The sequence below is a fragment of the Mesorhizobium sp. M1428 genome, assembly GCF_040317515.1.
Taxonomy (GTDB): domain Bacteria; phylum Pseudomonadota; class Alphaproteobacteria; order Rhizobiales; family Rhizobiaceae; genus Mesorhizobium.
On record NZ_JAMYKT010000005.1, the window covers coordinates 36,108 to 54,093 of the forward strand.

At 60.5% G+C, this 17,986-nt stretch carries 18 protein-coding genes; 7 read left to right on the plus strand and 11 right to left on the minus strand.

What is annotated here, in order from left to right; genetic code table 11:
* Positions 1-6: 6 nt before the first annotated feature.
* The 3 genes from NKG60_RS08980 (at position 7) to hflX (ending at position 2,653) form a co-directional block, all read left to right on the plus strand.
* Positions 7-870: a D-amino-acid transaminase gene (locus tag NKG60_RS08980; protein WP_352666800.1), complete on the plus strand. Its 864-nt coding sequence runs from the start codon at positions 7-9 to the stop codon at positions 868-870.
* Between the two features lie 145 nt (positions 871-1,015).
* Positions 1,016-1,261, plus strand: a complete 246-nt coding sequence (hfq, locus tag NKG60_RS08985; protein WP_006202172.1) for an RNA chaperone Hfq — start codon at positions 1,016-1,018, stop codon at positions 1,259-1,261.
* Complete coding sequence (hflX, locus tag NKG60_RS08990) at positions 1,262-2,653, plus strand: GTPase HflX (protein ID WP_352867508.1); 1,392 nt, start codon at positions 1,262-1,264, stop codon at positions 2,651-2,653.
* A 6-nt stretch (positions 2,654-2,659) separates the two neighbouring features.
* On the opposite strand, the gene mazG is transcribed toward hflX, so the two are convergent.
* Entirely contained in the window at positions 2,660-3,484 is an 825-nt protein-coding gene (mazG, locus tag NKG60_RS08995) for a nucleoside triphosphate pyrophosphohydrolase (RefSeq protein ID WP_352666797.1), read from the minus strand.
* 162 nt (positions 3,485-3,646) lie between these two features.
* Positions 3,647-4,831 carry an amino acid aminotransferase gene (locus tag NKG60_RS09000; protein WP_352666794.1) on the minus strand — a complete coding sequence of 395 codons (1,185 nt, stop codon included), beginning with the start codon at positions 4,829-4,831 and terminating at the stop codon, positions 3,647-3,649.
* A 217-nt stretch (positions 4,832-5,048) separates the two neighbouring features.
* Between NKG60_RS09000 and NKG60_RS09005 the strand changes: the two genes are divergently transcribed.
* From NKG60_RS09005 to NKG60_RS09020, 4 genes are read left to right on the plus strand one after another with little or no spacing between them, the layout of a single operon-like run.
* Positions 5,049-5,579 carry a sigma-70 family RNA polymerase sigma factor gene (locus NKG60_RS09005; protein WP_502903421.1) on the plus strand — a complete coding sequence of 177 codons (531 nt, stop codon included), beginning with the start codon at positions 5,049-5,051 and terminating at the stop codon, positions 5,577-5,579.
* On the plus strand, positions 5,579-6,352 hold the full coding sequence (locus tag NKG60_RS09010; RefSeq protein ID WP_352666789.1) for an anti-sigma factor family protein: 774 nt from the start codon (positions 5,579-5,581) through the stop codon (positions 6,350-6,352). The genes NKG60_RS09005 and NKG60_RS09010 overlap by 1 nt, the downstream gene beginning before the upstream one ends.
* A 24-nt stretch (positions 6,353-6,376) precedes the next feature.
* Entirely contained in the window at positions 6,377-7,084 is a 708-nt protein-coding gene (locus NKG60_RS09015) for a Bax inhibitor-1/YccA family protein (protein WP_352666786.1), read from the plus strand.
* Positions 7,085-7,116: 32 nt separating this feature from the next.
* A complete protein-coding gene (locus NKG60_RS09020) occupies positions 7,117-7,668 on the plus strand; it encodes a DUF2076 domain-containing protein (protein WP_352666783.1) in 552 nt (183 codons plus the stop codon).
* Between the two features lie 102 nt (positions 7,669-7,770).
* Here the strand turns inward: NKG60_RS09020 and NKG60_RS09025 are convergent, their stop codons facing one another.
* The 9 genes from NKG60_RS09025 to metG all read right to left on the minus strand — a co-directional run bounded on the left by NKG60_RS09025 (position 7,771) and on the right by metG (position 17,923).
* Positions 7,771-8,361 (minus strand): hypothetical protein, encoded by a 591-nt coding sequence (locus NKG60_RS09025; RefSeq protein ID WP_352666780.1) that lies wholly within the window; start codon positions 8,359-8,361, stop codon positions 7,771-7,773.
* A gap of 762 nt (positions 8,362-9,123) precedes the next feature.
* Positions 9,124-10,164 (minus strand): rolling circle replication-associated protein, encoded by a 1,041-nt coding sequence (locus NKG60_RS09030; protein ID WP_502912301.1) that lies wholly within the window; start codon positions 10,162-10,164, stop codon positions 9,124-9,126.
* 298 nt (positions 10,165-10,462) lie between these two features.
* A complete protein-coding gene (locus NKG60_RS09035) occupies positions 10,463-10,966 on the minus strand; it encodes a M15 family metallopeptidase (RefSeq protein WP_352974860.1) in 504 nt (167 codons plus the stop codon).
* A gap of 95 nt (positions 10,967-11,061) precedes the next feature.
* Positions 11,062-11,754, minus strand: a complete 693-nt coding sequence (locus tag NKG60_RS09040; RefSeq protein WP_352974861.1) for a hypothetical protein — start codon at positions 11,752-11,754, stop codon at positions 11,062-11,064.
* A gap of 89 nt (positions 11,755-11,843) precedes the next feature.
* Positions 11,844-13,562 carry a hypothetical protein gene (locus tag NKG60_RS09045; protein WP_352974862.1) on the minus strand — a complete coding sequence of 573 codons (1,719 nt, stop codon included), beginning with the start codon at positions 13,560-13,562 and terminating at the stop codon, positions 11,844-11,846.
* Positions 13,563-13,667: 105 nt separating this feature from the next.
* Positions 13,668-14,267, minus strand: a complete 600-nt coding sequence (locus NKG60_RS09050; RefSeq protein ID WP_352974863.1) for a hypothetical protein — start codon at positions 14,265-14,267, stop codon at positions 13,668-13,670.
* Positions 14,268-14,720: 453 nt separating this feature from the next.
* Entirely contained in the window at positions 14,721-15,539 is an 819-nt protein-coding gene (locus tag NKG60_RS09055; RefSeq protein ID WP_352666778.1) for an MBL fold metallo-hydrolase, read from the minus strand.
* 3 nt (positions 15,540-15,542) lie between these two features.
* The gene (locus NKG60_RS09060; protein WP_352666776.1) at positions 15,543-16,337 is read right to left on the minus strand and encodes a TatD family hydrolase; all 795 of its coding nucleotides are present in this window, start codon (positions 16,335-16,337) and stop codon (positions 15,543-15,545) included.
* Positions 16,337-17,923, minus strand: a complete 1,587-nt coding sequence (gene metG, locus NKG60_RS09065; RefSeq protein WP_352666881.1) for a methionine--tRNA ligase — start codon at positions 17,921-17,923, stop codon at positions 16,337-16,339. Before metG ends, NKG60_RS09060 begins: the two co-directional genes overlap by 1 nt.
* Positions 17,924-17,986 lie beyond the last annotated feature (63 nt).

The window sequence follows — 17,986 nt, forward strand, 5'->3', positions numbered from 1 at the left end:
TTAGCCATGCCGCGCATTGCCTATGTGAACGGGCGCTATGTCGCTCACGCCGAAGCTTCCGTGCATATTGAGGACCGTGGCTATCAATTCGCCGACGGCGTCTACGAGGTCTGCGAGGTGGCACGAGGCTTCATCGTCGACATGCCGCGCCATCTCGCCCGATTGAACCGCTCGCTTACCGAACTCTCGATCGATTGGCCGATCACGCGCGGCGTGCTGCCGCTCGTCGTGCGCGAGGTGGTGCGCCGCAACCATGTCGTCGACGGCCTGGTCTATGTCCAGGTGACGCGCGGTGTCGCCAGCCGCGAGTTTTTCTTCCCGCCGGCGGGCACGAAGCCGTCGCTGGTGGTGACCGCCAAAAAAGCCGATCCTGCAGCCGCCGCGAAGCGGGCCGAGAGCGGGATCCGGGTCATCACGGTGCCGGAGAACCGGTGGGATCGGGTGGATATCAAGTCGGTCGGCCTGTTGCCGAACGTGCTGGCCAAACAGAAAGCCAAGGAAGCCGGCGCTCAGGAGGCCTGGTTCGTCGATGTCGACGGCACCGTCAAGGAAGGTGGATCGTCGAACGCCTGGATCATCACCAGGGACGGCGTGCTGGTGACGCGCCCCGCCGAGCACGGCATCCTGCGCGGCATCACCCGCACGACGCTGTTCGATGTCGCCGCCAAGCTGGGCCTGAAGATCGAGGAGCGCGGCTTTTCGGTTGCCGAGGCCAAGGCCGCACGCGAGGTTTTCATCAGCTCCGCGACCACGATTGCCATGCCGGTGGTAGCGATTGATGGCGCTGCCGTCGCCAACGGCCACCCGGGCTCGATAACAGTTTCATTACGGCAGGCCTTTTTTGACGTTGCGGAAAAAAGTCCAGCCTGATAACCGCACAGATGGAATGAACATCAATATATCTCGTTCTGCTTGTCGTAACTGACGGCAAGATGGTGTTTGCGTGCTTGACATGTGCCGGCTAATTTGGCGCATTGGCCTGCAAACCGAAGGGGATCGGCGAAAGACAAGAACAATGGCGGAACGATCGCAAAATCTTCAGGACCTGTTCCTGAATTCAGTTCGCAAGAGCAAAAACCCACTCACCATCTTTCTCATCAACGGCGTGAAGCTGACCGGCGTGGTCACTTCGTTCGACAATTTCTGCGTTCTGTTGCGTCGCGACGGCCATTCCCAGCTTGTCTACAAGCACGCTATTTCCACGATCATGCCGAGCCAGCCGGTTCAGATGTTCGATGGTGAGGAAAGCCAGGGCGCCTGATTGACACGTGAGAAAGACGCGGACCGCAGCGTTCGCGGAAAACCAGTACATCAGACCGGGACAGAGGCCAACGGTCCGACCCGGGCGGTGGTCATCGTGCCGGTGCTTACCCGGCAGCCGCGTGGCGACGACGATACCAATCGCCCGCGCCTAACCCGTTCTGCCGAGGCCCGTCGCGACGAGGCGGTCGGCCTCGCCAGCGCCATCGACCTTGACCTGGTCCACACGGCGGTGGTGACCGTCAACGATCCACGCCCGGCGACCTTGCTCGGCAGCGGCAAGGTCGCGGAGTTCGCCGAGATCGTCAAAGAGGGCCACGCGGAAGTGGTCATTGTCGATCATCCGCTGACCCCGGTACAGCAGCGCAACCTCGAAAAAGAGTTGAACGCCAAAGTGCTCGACCGCACCGGGCTGATCCTGGAGATTTTCGGCGAGCGCGCCCGCACCAAGGAAGGCACGCTGCAGGTCGACCTTGCCCATCTCAACTACCAGAAGGGCCGCCTTGTGCGGAGCTGGACCCACCTCGAGCGCCAGCGCGGCGGCGCCGGCTTTCTCGGCGGCCCTGGCGAGACCCAGATCGAGTCGGATCGGCGTGTGCTGCAGGACAAGATCACCAAGCTGAAGCACGAGCTCGAAACCGTGCGCCGCACCCGCGACCTACACCGCGCCAAGCGCAAGAAGGTGCCATTTCCGGTGGTGGCGATCGTCGGCTACACCAATGCCGGCAAGTCGACGCTGTTCAACCGGCTGACCGGAGCAGGGGTGCTGGCGGAAGACATGCTGTTTGCCACGCTCGACCCGACGCTGCGCCGCGTGCGCCTGCCGCACGGCACGCCGATCATCCTTTCCGATACGGTCGGCTTCATTTCCGACCTGCCAACGCATCTGGTCGCGGCCTTCAGGGCGACGCTGGAGGAAGTGGTCGAGGCAGACCTCATCATTCATCTGCGCGACATCTCCGATCCCGATACGGCCGCGCAGGCCGAAGATGTCGAGCGCATCCTTGCCGATCTCGGCGTCGATGCCGGCGATAACAAGCGCGTCATCGAAGTATGGAACAAGATCGACCGGCTCGACGAGGGCAACCGGGCGCGGCTGCTTGCCGATGGTGCCGACGGCAAGAAGGCACCGCCGATCGCCATATCGGCGGTAACCGGGGAGGGCATCGATGCGCTGAAGGCGATCATCGAGACGATGATGTCGGGCGAACTGGAGACGTTCACCGTCACGCTCAAGCCCGACCAACTCGCCGTCGTCGACTGGCTTTACCGCAACGGCGACATCGTCTCGCGTGATGACAATGAGGATGGCAGCGTGACCATCGCGCTCAAGGCCACGCACAGCGCTCGGCAAGAGATTGAAAGCCGATTGCGCCGTCAAAACAACGGGTAGGGGCGTTTACTTCGCGCTCTTTGCCTGCTGCCAGAGCGCTTCCATCTCGTCCAGCGTCGCCTCTTCGAGGCTATTTCCCGACGCTTGCAGCGTCCGCTCGACATAGTGGAAGCGCGACCGGAATTTTTCGTTGGTGCCGCCGAGTGCCGCTTCGGAATCAATTTTGAGGTGCCGGCCGAGATTGACGACCGCAAACAGCATATCGCCGAACTCGTCCTTGATCGGCGCAGTGTCGCCTTTGGCCAACGCCTCGCGTAGTTCGCCGATCTCCTCCTCGATCTTGTCGAGGATCGGCGCCGCCTCGCTCCAGTCGAAGCCGACGCGGGCGGCCTTTTCCTGCAGCTTCAGCGCCCGGGTAAGCGCGGGCAGGGCGACCGGCACGCTGTCGAGAAAGCCTTTGCCATGGTCTTCCGGGTCGAGCCCACGGGTGAGCCGCGCACTGCGTTTCTCAGCCTTTTCCTCTGCCTTGATCTTTTCCCACATGCCCTTGGCCATGCCGGCGCTGCGCGCCTTGTCGTCGCCAAAGACATGGGGGTGGCGGCGGATCATTTTTGTGGTGATGGCCTGGACCACATCGCCGAATGAAAATTCACCGGCCTCCTCGGCCATTTGCGCGTGGTAGACCACTTGCAGCAGGAGATCGCCGAGTTCATCCCGCAGATCGTCCAGGTCGCCGCGCGCAATGGCGTCCGCCACTTCGTAGGCTTCCTCGATCGTGTATGGCGCGATTGTCGAAAAGTCCTGCTCGATATCCCACGGGCAGCCGGTTTCCGGTGCTCGTAGCGCGGCCATTATCTCGATCAGCCGGGAAATGTCTTTTGAGGGTTTCATCAGGCGAACGCTATCCTGCACACGGCTGTGCGGCCAACGGCTTCAGCCGGCGAGGGCGCCTTGTCCACAGATGGGCGGCCAGACCATGATCCCGAACGGACCGACTGCGTCAGCGAAAAGTGGAAGCTGGTTTTCGGAAAGATCATGGTCAACCAAAAAGCATCAGTCGAGCACTGAGACGATCGCCTTGGCGAGCGCATCCATGCCGTCCTCGGGCAGGCCGGCAACGTTGATGCGACTGTCGCCGACCATGTAGATGGCATGCTCGGCGCGCAACCGCTCGACTTGCGCTTCCGACAGGCCGAGCCGGGAAAACATACCGCGATGGCTGGCGACGAAATCGAAACGATCGGAGTTGGACTGCCGGCGCAGCGCCTCGGCGAACTGGACGCGCAGCCGCAGCATGCGCAGCCGCATCTCTTCAAGCTCTGCCTCCCAGTCGGAACGCAATGCGGGGTCTTCAAGCACGATGCGCACCGCGGCCGCGCCGTGGTCCGGCGGCATCGAATACATGGCGCGTGCCGCCGACAGCATCTGGCCCATCGCCAAATCCGCCTGCGCGCCGTCTTTCGCCATGATCAGCGCTGCACCGACGCGGTCGCGATAGACGGCAAAGTTCTTCGAGCAGCTCGAGGCAACGACCATTTCCGGAACTTTCGCCGCCAGAAGGCGCAAGCCGGCGGCATCCGCATCAAGCCCCTCGCCAAAGCCCTGATAGGCGATGTCGACAAAGGGCAGCAGGCCGCGCTCAACGACAAGATCGGCAATGGCAGCCCATTGCGGGATGTCTAGATTGGCGCCTGTCGGGTTATGGCAACAACCATGCAACAATACGACGTCGCCAGGATTCGCGGCTCTCAATGCATTCAGCATGTCGTCGAAGCGAACCGCACCAGAAGCAGCGTCGAAATAGGGGTATTCGCGTGTCTGCAGGCCAGCGGCGCGCATCACCGGCATGTGGTTCGGCCAGGTCGGATCCGACAGCCAGACCATCGCGTCGGTGCGGGTCCTTTTCAGCAGCTCTGCTACCAGCCGCAGCGCGCCGGAGCCGCCTGGCGCCTGCGCCGCACGAATGCGCGTCATGTCGGCTGCTGGGCCGAACACCAACCTGGCCATCGCCGCGTTGAAGGCGGTATCGCCGGCAAGGCCGAGATAGATCTTGGTATCCTGGCCTTGCAGCAGCCGCTTTTCGGCTTCGCGCACCGCGCGCATCACCGGCGTTTTGCCGTCGCGATCCCTATAGACGCCGACCCCGAGATCGACCTTGTCGGCACGCGGGTCGGCGCGATAGAGGCCGATCAAGGCCAGGATCTTGTCGGCAGGCGCGGGCTGGAGATTTTCGAACATCGATAAGGTTCCGTTGGCGGCGGAGTGATACGCAAACCGGCCATACTTTGCCAGCAGTTTCATATGCGCCAACTCGGCGTCGGTCTGCCTCGAGGGCGGCCGATACTATCTGCCGGGCGAAGGCAGGCGCGGTATCTCCCAGAACGCGAGCGCGGCGAGCCGCAAGAAAATTCGGGGAGGGCGGGATTAAAATGCCGACCTGCTCCGTAAACAGGACATGAAACGGCCGATGCCACGCTTCGATATTCTGGGACAGCTCGGTTCACTGCGCCGCTATGCACGCTCGCTGACACGCGACAGCGCCGATGCAGAGGATCTGGTGCATGATGCGCTGGTGCGTGCCTACGAGCGACGCGGCAGCTTCCGCTCCGGCGGAAATCTTCGCGTATGGCTGCTGTCGATCGTCCACAACGCGTTCATCGACGGCTTGCGATCCCGCAAATCCGAAGCAATGCGCATCGAACAGGCCGGCCATCTGGCCGAGGCGAATGTCCAGGCTCCGCAGGAACATTCGGTCCGTCTGGCGCAGGTGCGCGACGCTTTTTTCGAATTGCCGGAGGAGCAGCGTTCGGCGTTGTATCTCGTCGCCATCGAGGGGCTTAGCTATAGCGAGGCGGCCGAGATCAGCGGCGTGCCGTTGGGCACGCTGATGTCGCGCATCGGCAGGGCGCGTGCGGCCCTGCGCGAGATGGAGGACGTGGCACCGGCACGCGCAAAAGGCCATCTGAAGATCGTCGGAGGTCGGTGATGAACCAACTGCGCGATCCCGTGACCGACACCGATCTCGACGCTTATGTCGACGATCAGCTGGACGTGGCTCGTCGCATCGAGGTCGAGGCGTTCCTTTCGGCTCGCCCGGAAGCGGCCGCGCGGGTGATGGCCGACCTGCGGATGCGTGACGAATTGCGTGTGGCGCTTGCCGGATCGAAAGGCATGGCGCGGCCCGCGACGGCCGATGCTGCACGGCGGCTGGAACGGGCATTGGCGCGCGGCCGCGTCCTTGGTGCTTTGCAGAGAGCGGCGGCGGTCGCTGTCTTCGTCGCCGCCGGCTGGCTTGCGAACGGGCTCATCGGGCCGATATCGGTGACGGAAGTCGTCGCTTCGACCCATCCGCCCGCCTATGTAGAAGAGGCGGTGCGGGCGCACCGCACGACACTCATGCGTGAGGCGATGTCGTCCCAAACCGCGGCACCCGGCTACAACGCCGATGAAATCCGCGCCGCGACTGCGATCGTGATGCCATCGCTGCCAGCGGACTGGACGGTCCGTGACGTGCAGATCTATCCATCGCAATTCGGCCCGAGCGTCGAGATGGCCGTCGAGACAAAAGAGATGGGGCTGGTCTCGCTGTTCGCCATCCGGCCCGGAACATTCGACGTCGTCAAACCGACTGTCGTTCCCTCGGGCGAAGTTTCCTCGGCCTATTTCCAGATCGGCGAGGTCGCCTACGCGGTCGTCGGACGCAGCGATGTCGGCGGTCTCGATCGCACGGCCGAAGCGCTCGCCAAAACGCTCTACTGATCGACCTTCAAGAAGGAGAACCACATGAACAATCTCGGATATATCGGGGCCGGAGCCCGAGCCGGAGCCGTCTACGACGAAGGTCTGCGCCGGCACATGCTGCGCGTTTATAACTATATGGGCCTTGGCCTCGTCGTCACGGGCGTGATCGCGTTCTTGGTGGCTTCCACGCCCGCCCTTTACGTGCCGATCTTCTCCACCCCGCTGAAATGGGTGGTGATGCTTGCCCCGCTGGCCTTTGTGCTCTTGTTCTCGTTTCGGATGCAGACGATGTCGGCGGCCGGCGCCCAGGCGATGTTCTGGGCATTCTGCGCGGTCATGGGGCTGTCGCTGGCTTCCGTGTTCCTGGTCTTTACCGGCACCAGCATCGCACGCACCTTCTTCATCGCCGCCACCATGTTCGGCGCGACCAGCCTTTACGGCTACACGACCAAACGCGACCTGACGCAGTTCTCGTCGTTCCTGATCATGGGCCTGATCGGCGTGGTGATCGCCAGCATCGTCAATATCTTCCTGGGCTCGACCGCGCTCCAGTTCGCGATCTCGGTGATCGGCATCGCCGTCTTCATCGGCCTCACCGCCTGGGATACCCAGACTATCAAGGAGCAGTATGCGGAAAACTTCGGTGCGGAATCACAGCAGAAGCTCGCTGTCTTCGGTGCATTCTCGCTCTATCTGAACTTCATCAACATCTTCCAACTGCTGTTGAACTTCACCGGCGAGCGCGAATAGCCGGCGTTGGACCAAGACCGGAGTTGGACATTATGGACAGAAACGATCAACAGGCGATCGGACAGCTCTTCGAGAAATTGGCAAGCGTCGAGCGCCAGGCGCCGCCGCGCGATGCCGAAGCAGAGCGCTTCATCCAGGACCAGATCACCCAGCAGCCTGGGGCGCCATATTACATGGCCCAGACGATCGTGGTGCAGGAGCAGGCCCTGAACGCAGCTCAGGCACGCATCGAAGAACTGGAAGAGCAGGCGCAGCAGCCGGCCGGCGGTGGACCGCTCAGCGGCTTCTTCGGCCGCAGCGGCGGCAGGCGCTCAGGCTCGGTTCCGCGGGTAGGGCGCACCGCTTCCGTTGCAACTGGAGGGCCACAGGACACGCCACAGCGGGCAGGCGGCGGTTTTCTTGCCGGCGCCGCGCAGACCGCGATGGGCGTGGCGGGCGGCGTGCTGCTCGGCAACGCGATCGCCGGCATGTTTGGCGGCGAAGCGAAGGCAGCTGAACAGCCGACGCCGCAGCCGGACGAAGCCGATCAGGCAGGCGATTCCAGCTCCGATAATGGCGGGGATTTCGGTGATATGGAGTTCTGACGAGCGACCTAGCCCGTGCCTGTGCTGGCGCTGGTGACAATTGCGGGTCAGCATAGGCGAGGCGGCGAGGGCAACATCCGGGAAGCGAGCCCTCGCCGGCGGCTAATAGCCCAGGCGCTTCAGTTCAGCCTTGACCGCCGCGATCGTCTTGAAGCGGAAGTGCTTCGTTGTGCCGTCGCGCCAATGGCAGTCGCATGTGGCGTCGAACTTCCGGCTCGCTTTCAATTGAGTCAGCGCCTTCTGGCCTGGCTTGGGGTCATCGAAGATGCGAACTTCGTACAGCGTCCCTTCGACATCGTAGTGCATCTGAGCCCAGGAAAGTATCACGATCAGTTCTTTTGCCGGGTCGTGGTCGGCGTTGGCGAGGCCCAGCGCTATGTCCGGTGTGTCGCCCTCTTGTTCACCGAGCGTGACCTGGATTGCCCGATACCTGTTGTCAGCTAGCCGTTGCAGCGCGACGAGCGGGCGTTCCGGATAGTCCTCAGCGGTCTGGTAATCGACAAAGAGTGTCTGGAGGCCGTTCCAGCTCACGGCTGTGGTGTGCGGATCGGCGTTATCCGCGAACCCAACCACACGTTTCGCGAAAGCCAGGTCATTCTCGCCTGGAGCACGATCAAAGTCCTGCGCTCGCGCGCCAGTGAGCGCGCACGCGAGGGTGAGGGCAAGAGTTGCGAGCAGCGGGAGTGTCTTCATGATTCGCAACCCTAGCATGCCCGCTGTTGCGAATGTCCAAGAGTGACCGGTCTGATCTCACCGCCAACGGATGCTATAGGCTTTAGTCGCATAAGATAGATTATGCATGAAAGAAGCGAAGGTTTTGCGAACTTTTTACTTGAATATCGGGGATAACGACTTTCGTCACCCCCGAAACGAACCAAGCAGTGATTTGCTTTTGAATGTCAACGCTACGAAAGAGCTATTGACGATTATTTTTTTAACAAAGCCCTCAGCACTGCAAAGACAGCGATGAGGACGAGTACCGATAGGACGGTACTCATCACGCGCCGCACCACGGCACGTAATTTTTTGATGTCCCACCCTTTGATTTATTTGAGCGTGGACGCTCTTTGCAGACTGCTAGAGTTGCGCGCACAGAGTGACGGTCAGAGACCGGCTTAGAGGCAGCTGCTAGGGGGGCCGTGCCCCCCTGTACCCCCACGTAGATTTTAGGGGTGGGAAGTTTTTTTATCTCAACGAGTTTCGCTCTTCTTACGGAGTGATCAGGCCGCGTGGCCAATGTTGAGATTTTGAGCCGCGAGACGTTGCGCTTTCCACTTTCGTTCAGCGCTAAGTACCCAGCCGCCACGCGGCTGTCGTGCTGCGCACGCAACCTCTCAACGCGAGCGCTACGCACGGTTGAAGCCGCATCCGGCATGGGCCGGGGGTTAAGCGGCTTGGGAGGGAAGAATTCAGGCCCGAGGCCGAGTTTCATTTGGTTTCGCCGAGCTCCGAACGCTACGCGCCGTGAGATCGGTCGGGGTAGGGACCGGCGGGCAGTTTCCCGCCGAGGGGCGTTACCTTGCCGTTGTGCACGGCGGTCCCGTTTTTTCCGATGCGATAGTGCCATACCAAGTCCCCTTGTGGATTGAGATAATACCATAAGCGGCCGCTTATGGTATCACTGTAGTAACAGTTATGCTTTTCGCTGAAAAGTGGCGGAGAACCGCCTGGAGGAGGGGACGCCGGTTTATTTGGACCCCGGCGGATAGGCTTAAGTTGGAGTGGTTCATTGAGGACCGTTTTCCGGTCTATCCACCATTCCACCAGATCGGAGTGAGGCCACCGGTTGTTTCCGTGGACCTCATGCCAAGCTTCGATGAAGCTCGACAAGAACACACCACCAGCAGCGCTAATTTTGGACAGATAGAACTGTTCAGGCTTGCCGGTTTTAGAGTTCAGCACGTCAGGGAACCAATAGAAATTGTCTCTCGGAGAGATACCCTGTCGCGCATAATCCATTGCGAGCTTTTTGAAGTAGGGAACCCCGATAGCGGGGTTTTTTGATAAGACGAATTTGGCTTGCTTACTTTCGTCAGCGCCTATGTCTTTATAGAGATACTTCACGCAATAGCGGATGGATTGATTGGACGCTATTTCCCACTGGGAAAAGCCATGTTTCCAATCCTTCTGATCATGCCGTTCATTCAATAACATTTCAGGAGGTTCGGCTTGATAGAATAAGATCAGATGCCAGTGCGCACGGCCCTTTTTGGAACCGTACTCACCTACTGCAAAGTATCTGAATTTGTGTCCGTGTTTACGGAGACGCTTCAAGTACAATTGCACATCTGAATAAGTCAGTACTTCCGAGCGGGCAGTTAGGCCACCGCCATACGTCAAGGTTACAAAGCGATTTGCAACGGAAGTCCGACTTTCAGCAATGCAGCGTCCTACCCAGTCTTGAGCCCGGACGGACATGCATTGCATACATTTACGACACCCAACGACTGTTCCGCTTGGCAGGTTCCTTGGAGAACTACACATAGTGGCGGCCATCGTTAGAGGTGTCAGTAATTGCACTATACGACGAGAGGTGTGTGCATGCGCGGCGCGCGCGATAAATCGCACGACGCCGCAAATCAAGAGGCTTGATTAAAGAAAACAGCATTGTTTTCAACTCCTTAAGTATCAGGCGCAGAGAAGCCGACCGGATCATTGCTGATCCAGTCGGAGTTATTGAGAGAGAGAGGGGGAAGGCCTAGGACAGGTTTACCCGCGACCTGTCAGGACAAGCGCAATCTTGCGCGGCTCGCTTCCAGCGCTTAGCCCTGCCTTCCGCGACACATATACTCTACTAGAGCACGGACCGCCAGCGGCGGATTTCCCAGTGTGCTGGGTCCCAGAATTCCCAATCGCCGCCCCAATCGATCTTCATCTGATTTCGGGCCGCGACGTCTTTGCCGATATGGCCGATAACCTGCCATTCTCGCTTAGTGAGCGACCACGCCTTGCGGGAGTGGACGATATCAACCGCACAACCGAAGTTGTGCGGACTTTCGCCGGCTTGAGCCTTGCTGTTTCCCGAGGCATACGCCGCGTCCTGGGCCTCACTGTCGCGCACGAAGCAGAAGGCGAACATCGGGACGCCGAGCGCCCGTAGCTGGCGCTGGAAGGCGTCATAGAACGCGAGGATTTCAGGCCGAGAGCCTTCTCTTGAGGCCCGCAGTTGCTGCGAGGCGTAGCGTTCGGACATCATGAAGGCGCGATCGCGCAGACCTTGAAGCACAGTTTCATGTTCGGGCGAAGCGTCACGAGCCGGAAGCAAGCTTTCTTGCCGGGCAATGATTTTGAGTGTCACGGGGGGTTGCCTTCCACGTTTGAGGTATTGCGAGATCGCGACGGCAGCGGCCCGGGCGCGAACGCCCGAGCCTTTGGGTTCAGCCTCCGTAATGGTCACTGCCCCGGCGCGGCTCCGCCGCCATTCGCCCCGTTGTCCGGAGCGCTAGCAGGCGCTGCAGCGCCAACGGGTCGCGCGGGGTCGGACTGTTCGACGCCCCCAGAAAGCCCGTCAGCAGAGGCCGGGGACTGCCCGCCCGTTGCCGCCGATGGTAGTTTTTCACGTTGCGCAGGCGTTCGCTTATGAAGACCTGCTTCGCCGCTAGCGTTCTCGCCATTTGTCAGACCTTTCGTTATGCCGGCGATCCGGCGTTCAATTTCAGCATCCATGTCGCGCATACGCGCATCGATGTTCTGCTGCATCATGAAGTTCATATATTCAACTTCAGGATTGCGTTCGCGACGATGCGCGATTTTGGTGAAGCTTTCCGGGTCGCCCTCGACGTGGATGAAGTCGAATTCAGACGATGAAAAGTGCATGGAGGCATCCTTCGGGAAGAGCGGAACAAGCCGCATTTCCTCGGAGGCGAGAAGCTCAATCGTGGAGTTCCCGGCCGGCGTGAGACAGAGAAACTCTGTCGTCACCACGCCGTCCTTATTGACCCACTCGACCATCCAGTCGGCCGCGTCCGAGGCGCGAAGATCGAGGCGGACGGTGCGCGTTTTGCGCCCGTCCAGATTGATGGCTTGGCCCGATTTAACGGGGGACCACCGGTTGAGATCACCCATACGAAGAACGATAGCAGACATTGGTTTTTCTCCTTTTTGAGAATTCTATTCCAGAATTGTGCCGGATCCGGCGAGCCAGGCGGAGCCGTAAAGGCCCCGCCCGGAGAATATTATACCCCGATAAGCCGGGTCTGATCCGCCTTGGCCAACACCTTGGCGTAGTCGTCGTTTGCCTCGATGAGCGGCTGCCCGAAGACGGTGTTTCCTTCAATGAGGAAATCGCCTTGCGTCATGCATTCGAACGGGTCGGCATTGGTGACGACGAACACTTTCGTGTTCATGTTCGTGCACAGATAGAAGTCCACGCCGAGCGTAGGATTGACGGTTTCGACCGCCCAGAGGCGTTGCCGATCCTCATCGAACGGCGCGGCCGGGTCGGGATTGTAGAACTTGCCGCCGATACGCGGCTGCATAACGTTCCACCGATAGTTCAGCGGAGCGTAACCGAAGGTTCCGGCCGGCGTGGCGTGGGCCGTGTCGATATAGCGGTTTGGCACCGCCTCGACCTTTTCCGGGTCGAGAGTGTCACGCAGGTAGTGCGGGAAGGCCCCGCCAGTGTGCGCGTTTGCACCGGGCACGACCGGATAGTGATACATCGGGTCGGCCTGACGCTCAAACAACTGTTCGGGCGTGATTTCCGCGACAATCATAATGATGCCGCCGACAGGGACGCGAGGCGTCTGAATGGCCATGTCGATCATGGTCGCGCCGTTGACGACGCTTTCGGCAAGATTGCCGTAGTCCGTCGCATAGCGCTTGGACATGCCGAACACCGTTGTCTGCTCACCGAGCAGCATCGGCTGACGCATGGCCTGCTCAGGAATGGTCAGACCGTCCATAAGCATATTGATCAGGTAATTGTCGTCCAACTCGCTGTAGTGCGTGCGCAGCTGCGCAAAGGCAGCGGTCTTTTTCGCAAGCTCAATATTAGACAGCGAGATGGTAATGCCGTTGGAGGCCATTTCCGCATAAATCTGCGGGATAAGGCCGGTAGCATCCATCTTGACAGTGAGAGCGCCAACGTCGGTCGAGTCGTGATACTTGGCGTAGGTTGAAGCCACGCCAGCGCCGCCGACAGTCGCACCGGTTTCAAGACCAGTGCCGGCCGCCTTGGCCGCAGGAGCGCCGGTTTTGCGGGAGATACCGCTAACCCGGAGCGAGCCGGCAACGATGTTCAGCGGCACCTGCCCATCGATCAACGCTTGATCGAAGTCCGGAACAATATGTTTGAATTGTTCGTGACGCCAGAAGGCAGGAGCAAGAGACTTGTCAGTCAAAGCCCGCAGAGCGAGGTTTGGCGAACGGTTGTTGGCGCGGAAGTTCCAAATTTCATTGTAAGCTTCATGATACGCCGTAGTAACGGTATCGCCGGTCTTGGCATGAAGGCCAAGGTATACTTTGATATCGTCCGCAGTAGCGGAGTTGAACACCTCGCGCTGGACGAACGGCTGCACCGGGCCGGCTGCATATTGTTCCGTCCCATCATAGGCGCGGTTTACGGCGTCGACAGAGTCGAAGCGCGTAAACGCAGACCAAGGGACGAGGTAGGCTTTCACCGAGACATAGACAGCGTTCATAAGGATTTCCGCTGTTTCCATCATTTCGAAGGTGAAGCGCAGGCGGCCCGATTTAACCGCGTCTTCGCGGAGCAGCGGCACAGCCGCAATCGGGACCATCTTGCCAGCCGGCAGGGAGGTGATGCCGCGTGCGGTGTGAACGCGGTTGGACCGGTTCACCATGATAGGCGTCGTCAGCGTCCGGTTCATACGGAGCATGTCGCCCGATCCCGGAGCGATTTCAGCTGACGATTGATTTTTGCGAGTAGCCATTTTTCCGACCTTTCAGAGAGCGCATGACGCGCGTTGATTTTTTTGAGATTGCTCGGAGCGTCCGAGCGACGGCCTTGCGCCGCCGATTGCAAGCGGCGCAGGGCATTAGTTACCCCACGGCGTGACCATGGGAGGCAGCACATAAGCTTGCCCCCCTGGCTGGTTTCCAGAGGCCGGGGGAGGGAGCCACGGATTGCCCGACGGCAGATAACGCCGCACGGTTTTGCGGGCCGCAGCCGCCCCGCTTTCAATGCCGTTGGCGACGCTGGCAGCGTCGTTGCCGACATGACCGAGCGAAGGCACGATCAATTGATCGGCATCCGGCAGTTGCGCATTCGGCAGCATAATGATTTTGCCGCCGCCGCTTACGCTGTTGTCCCGCCACGGCGAATACAGGTCTTGCGGCTGAGCCGAGACAGCGCCCGTTCCCGGCCGGCGCGCCACAGGACCGGACGGCGTTGCGAGCGTCCGTTGGTGACTGCCGGTTTCCGCATCAAGATTGCGGATTTGTGCATCCACGAGACGGGATGCTTGATCACGCGCCGCATCGGCGAACGGGTCGAAGTTTGTGAGAAACGACCCAGCGGCCGACAGTCCGGCAGCCAGAGGATTGCCGGGAGTAGTGGTGCGCGTGAAGCCGGCCGAGCCGCCATTGCGAATAGCGGTGAGGGGGTTAAAACCCGCCTTTTCGGCCGAGTTGACCATCTGTTCATAGTCGATGCTCGAGGTAGTGGTTTGATCACCACCACCGAGGATGCTGCCGAGAATAGAGGCAGCCCCGCCGAGCAGAGCTTCGATGAACTAGACCCCCTCCTTTGTGGGGGAGGGGGCAAGGCGATTGGCGCCTAAGTCGAGGATGACAAGGCCGATAGCCAATAGCCCGTTGACCAGCTGGTCAACAAGATCGCCGTCCATGCCTTTCGCCAACAGGTACGCTCCCAGAGCAGTACCAAGGCGAGTGGCAAGAGGCACGACGACGCTACGAAGTAGGACATGTTTCACGGCTCCATTTCCTTTCGGATTTGGTTCGCTTTAGCTCGCTTCGTGAATTAGTCGCATAAGATAGATTATGGAACTGACGTGGCCGATTAGATGTGGCGTGAAGATAGCACCTCGCGAGATCCAACCCGGGAACCCCAGCCGTAAAACCTTGGTCCTTCACGCTGATTCATAAGGGATTTCGATCGTCATGCCGTCATAAGCAGGCTCGACGTTATCAGGCGTCTCGGCCATTACCGTGGCGTAGTCGAGCGGCACATGCATATGCGTCAGCACCGCGTTCTTCGGCGCCAGTCTTCCGATCCAGCCAAGCGCCTGGCCAAGCGACAGATGGCTCGGATGGACGGTGTATTGCAGCGCGTCGATAACCAGCATGTCCAGCCCGCGCAAACGCTTGGCGGTCGCCTCCGGAAAGTCGCTGACGTCAGGGCAATAAGCCAGCCCGCCGATGCGGAAACCCAGCGAGGTGATGTCGCCATGGAGCTGCAGCAGCGGTTCGAGGGTGAGGGCGCCGCCCTCGCCTTCGATCACCACCGGCCTGTGGTGGTCGATGATATGGGCGTTGACGATCGGCGGATACGAACTGCCTTTCGGTGTTTCGAAACAGTAGCGGAACGCCTCGCGTAGGCGCAGCATGGTGGCCTGATCGGCATGGATGTCGATCCGGTGGCGCTGCTCGAGCACAAAGCCGCGCAAATCGTCTATGCCGTGGATATGGTCGGCATGCGGATGTGTATAGACCACCGCATCGATGCGCTTGACCGATGCCAGCAGCATCTGCTCACGGAAATCCGGGCCGGTGTCGATGACGACCGTGGTTCGGGCGCCACTCGCCGCGATTCGCTCGACGAGCGCTGCGGTGCGCGTGCGCCGGTTCCGGGGATTCGCGGGATCGCAATTGCCCCAGTCGCCGGTGATGCGTGGCGTGCCCGGCGATGAGCCGCAGCCGAGGACGGTAAGGCGTAACCGGTCGCTCATGCGTCAGGCGCCCGGCGCGCTCGGGCGCGGCATTTTCCTGAACAGCCGGAAGAAATTATCCGTGGTGATATCAGCGATTTCGGCCTCGCCGACGCCAATCGTCTCGGCCAGCACCTTGGCTGTATGCGCGACATAGGCGGGCTCATTGCGCTTGCCGCGGAACGGTATCGGCGCCAGATATGGCGCATCGGTTTCAACCAGCAGACGGTCGCGCGGCGTATCGGCGGCGACGGCGCGCAGCTCGGCGGAGTTTTTGAAGGTCAGGATGCCGGAAAACGAAACGTAGCCGCCAAGCGCCACACCGATCTCGGCCAGCCTGCGTCCGGACGAAAAACAGTGCAGGATGAAGGGGAAGGCGCCCTTCCCTGTTTCTTCTTCGAGTATATCAGCCATGTCATCGTCGGCGTCGCGCGAATGGATGACCAGCGGCAGACCGGTCTCGCGCGCCGCAGTGATGTGGGTGCGAAAGCCCTGCGCCTGTGCATCGCGCGGCGCATGATCGTAGAAATAGTCGAGCCCAGCCTCGCCGATCGCCACGACTTTGCGATGAGCAGAGAGCCGCACCAGATCATCGACAGTGACATCAAGCTCTTCGGCCGCATTGTGCGGATGGGTGCCAACCGAGCAATAGACCTCATCGAAAGTTTCGGCAATCTCAAGCACTTGGCTAAATCGCTTCACCCTCGTCGAGATCGTCACCATTCGGCCGATGCCGGCCGTAAGGGCGCGGGCGACAATGGCCGCCCGCTCCTCGGCGAAGTCCGGAAAGTCGAGATGGCAGTGACTGTCGACCAGCATCAGGCGCTTGTATCCGTTTGCTCGACATAACGTGGAAATACCGGTTCCGGCGCCGGCAGAGCCGTGCCTGAAACCAGCGCGTGAGCCTCGGCGACATGCGCGAAGTCGCGGCTGTCTGGCGGCACCGCCAGCAGGTCGAGCAGCTTCGCCGCCGAAGTCGGGACCACGGGCTGGCAAAGGATCGCGATGCGCCGGATCGCCTCAGCGGTCGTCCACAACACCGTTTCCATGCGCGCCGGATCGGTCTTCTTCAGCGCCCATGGCTCCTGCCCGGCGAAATAGCGGTTGGCTTCGGCTACTACGCCAAAGATCGCCGCCAGAGCAAGGTGGATGCCCTGGTCGGCCATCGTCCTGCGCGCCGTGACAAGGGCGGTATCTGCCTGATCGAGGATCGCTTTGTCGGCATCGCTCAATTCGCCGCGCTTAGGCACCACGCCGCCGCAGTTCTTGGCGATCATCGACAGCGAGCGCTGCGCCAGATTGCCGAGATCGTTGGCGAGGTCGGCATTGGTGCGGTTGACGATGGCATCGTGACTGTAGCTGCCGTCCTGGCCGAACGGCACTTCGCGCATGAAGAAATAGCGCACCTGGTCGAGGCCGTAGTGCTCGATCATCGCGAACGGGTCGACGACATTGCCGACCGACTTCGACATTTTCTCGCCACGGTTGAACAGAAAACCATGTGCGAACACGCGCTTCGGCAATTCGATGCCGGCCGACATCAGGAATGCCGGCCAGTAGACCGCGTGGAAGCGGATGATGTCCTTGCCGATGACGTGGACGTTTGCTGGCCAGAAAGACCATCTCTCATTAGCCGGATCCGGATAACCGGCGGCGGTGATGTAGTTGGTTAGGGCATCGACCCAGACATACATCACATGCTTCTCATCGCCGGGCACCGGCACGCCCCATTTGAATGTGGTGCGCGAGATCGACAGATCCTTCAGGCCGGATTTGACAAAGCTGATGATTTCATTGCGCCGCTCCGCCGGTCCGACGAATTCGGGGCTGTTCTCGTAGAGCGCGAGCAGTCTGTCCTGATAGGCGGAAAGGCGGAAGAAATAGCTCTCTTCCTCGGTCCATTCGACAGGCGAGCCGAGCGGTTCGCGGCGCACGCCGTCGTCACCGACCTTGGTTTCGGCCTCGTCGAAATAGGCTTCCTGCCGCACCGAATACCAGCCGCTGTAGCGGTCGAGGTAGATGTCGCCATTCTCCGCCATGCGCGTCCAGATCGCCTGGCAGGCCTTGTAATGACGCTCCTCGGTGGTGCGGATGAAAACATCGTTCGAGCAACCGGTCGCTTCGAGCATCGAGCGAAAGATCGCCGAGTTGCGATCGGCAAGCGCTTTCGGCGTCAGGCCTTCGGCGTCCGCCGTCTGCTGCATCTTCAAACCGTGCTCGTCGGTTCCCGAGACGAAGAAGACGTCCTTGCCATCGAGCCGCTGGAAGCGGGCCAGCGTGTCGCTGGCGATGACATTGTAGGCATGGCCGATATGCGGCTTGCCGTTCGGATAGAAAATCGGCGTCGTGACGTAGTATTTTTCGCGTGCCATGGATGAGCCGTCATGAATGTCTGAATGAAAGATGTCGCGGTGAGATATCGCATCGAAACGGCAATTGCCATCCGACGCCAATGTGGTGGCTTCGAA

Bases quoted from the DNA above. Each gene is read 5' to 3' on its own strand.
- NKG60_RS08980 (WP_352666800.1), top strand. From the start codon at position 7: ATGCCGCGCATTGCCTATGTGAACGGGCGCTATGTCGCTCACGCCGAA.
- NKG60_RS09020 (WP_352666783.1), top strand. From the start codon at position 7,117: ATGGACAGAAACGATCAACAGGCGATCGGACAGCTCTTCGAGAAATTG.
- NKG60_RS09045 (WP_352974862.1), bottom strand. From the start codon at position 13,562: ATGGCTACTCGCAAAAATCAATCGTCAGCTGAAATCGCTCCGGGATCG.
- hfq (WP_006202172.1), top strand. From the start codon at position 1,016: ATGGCGGAACGATCGCAAAATCTTCAGGACCTGTTCCTGAATTCAGTT.
- NKG60_RS09060 (WP_352666776.1), bottom strand. From the start codon at position 16,337: ATGCTGGTCGACAGTCACTGCCATCTCGACTTTCCGGACTTCGCCGAG.
- NKG60_RS09005 (WP_502903421.1), top strand. From the start codon at position 5,049: ATGAAACGGCCGATGCCACGCTTCGATATTCTGGGACAGCTCGGTTCA.
- mazG (WP_352666797.1), bottom strand. From the start codon at position 3,484: ATGAAACCCTCAAAAGACATTTCCCGGCTGATCGAGATAATGGCCGCG.
- NKG60_RS09040 (WP_352974861.1), bottom strand. From the start codon at position 11,754: ATGTCTGCTATCGTTCTTCGTATGGGTGATCTCAACCGGTGGTCCCCC.
- NKG60_RS09025 (WP_352666780.1), bottom strand. From the start codon at position 8,361: ATGAAGACACTCCCGCTGCTCGCAACTCTTGCCCTCACCCTCGCGTGC.
- NKG60_RS09000 (WP_352666794.1), bottom strand. From the start codon at position 4,831: ATGTTCGAAAATCTCCAGCCCGCGCCTGCCGACAAGATCCTGGCCTTG.
- NKG60_RS09015 (WP_352666786.1), top strand. From the start codon at position 6,377: ATGAACAATCTCGGATATATCGGGGCCGGAGCCCGAGCCGGAGCCGTC.
- NKG60_RS09050 (WP_352974863.1), bottom strand. From the start codon at position 14,267: ATGGTCAACTCGGCCGAAAAGGCGGGTTTTAACCCCCTCACCGCTATT.
- NKG60_RS09010 (WP_352666789.1), top strand. From the start codon at position 5,579: ATGAACCAACTGCGCGATCCCGTGACCGACACCGATCTCGACGCTTAT.
- NKG60_RS09055 (WP_352666778.1), bottom strand. From the start codon at position 15,539: ATGAGCGACCGGTTACGCCTTACCGTCCTCGGCTGCGGCTCATCGCCG.
- NKG60_RS09030 (WP_502912301.1), bottom strand. From the start codon at position 10,164: ATGGCCGCCACTATGTGTAGTTCTCCAAGGAACCTGCCAAGCGGAACA.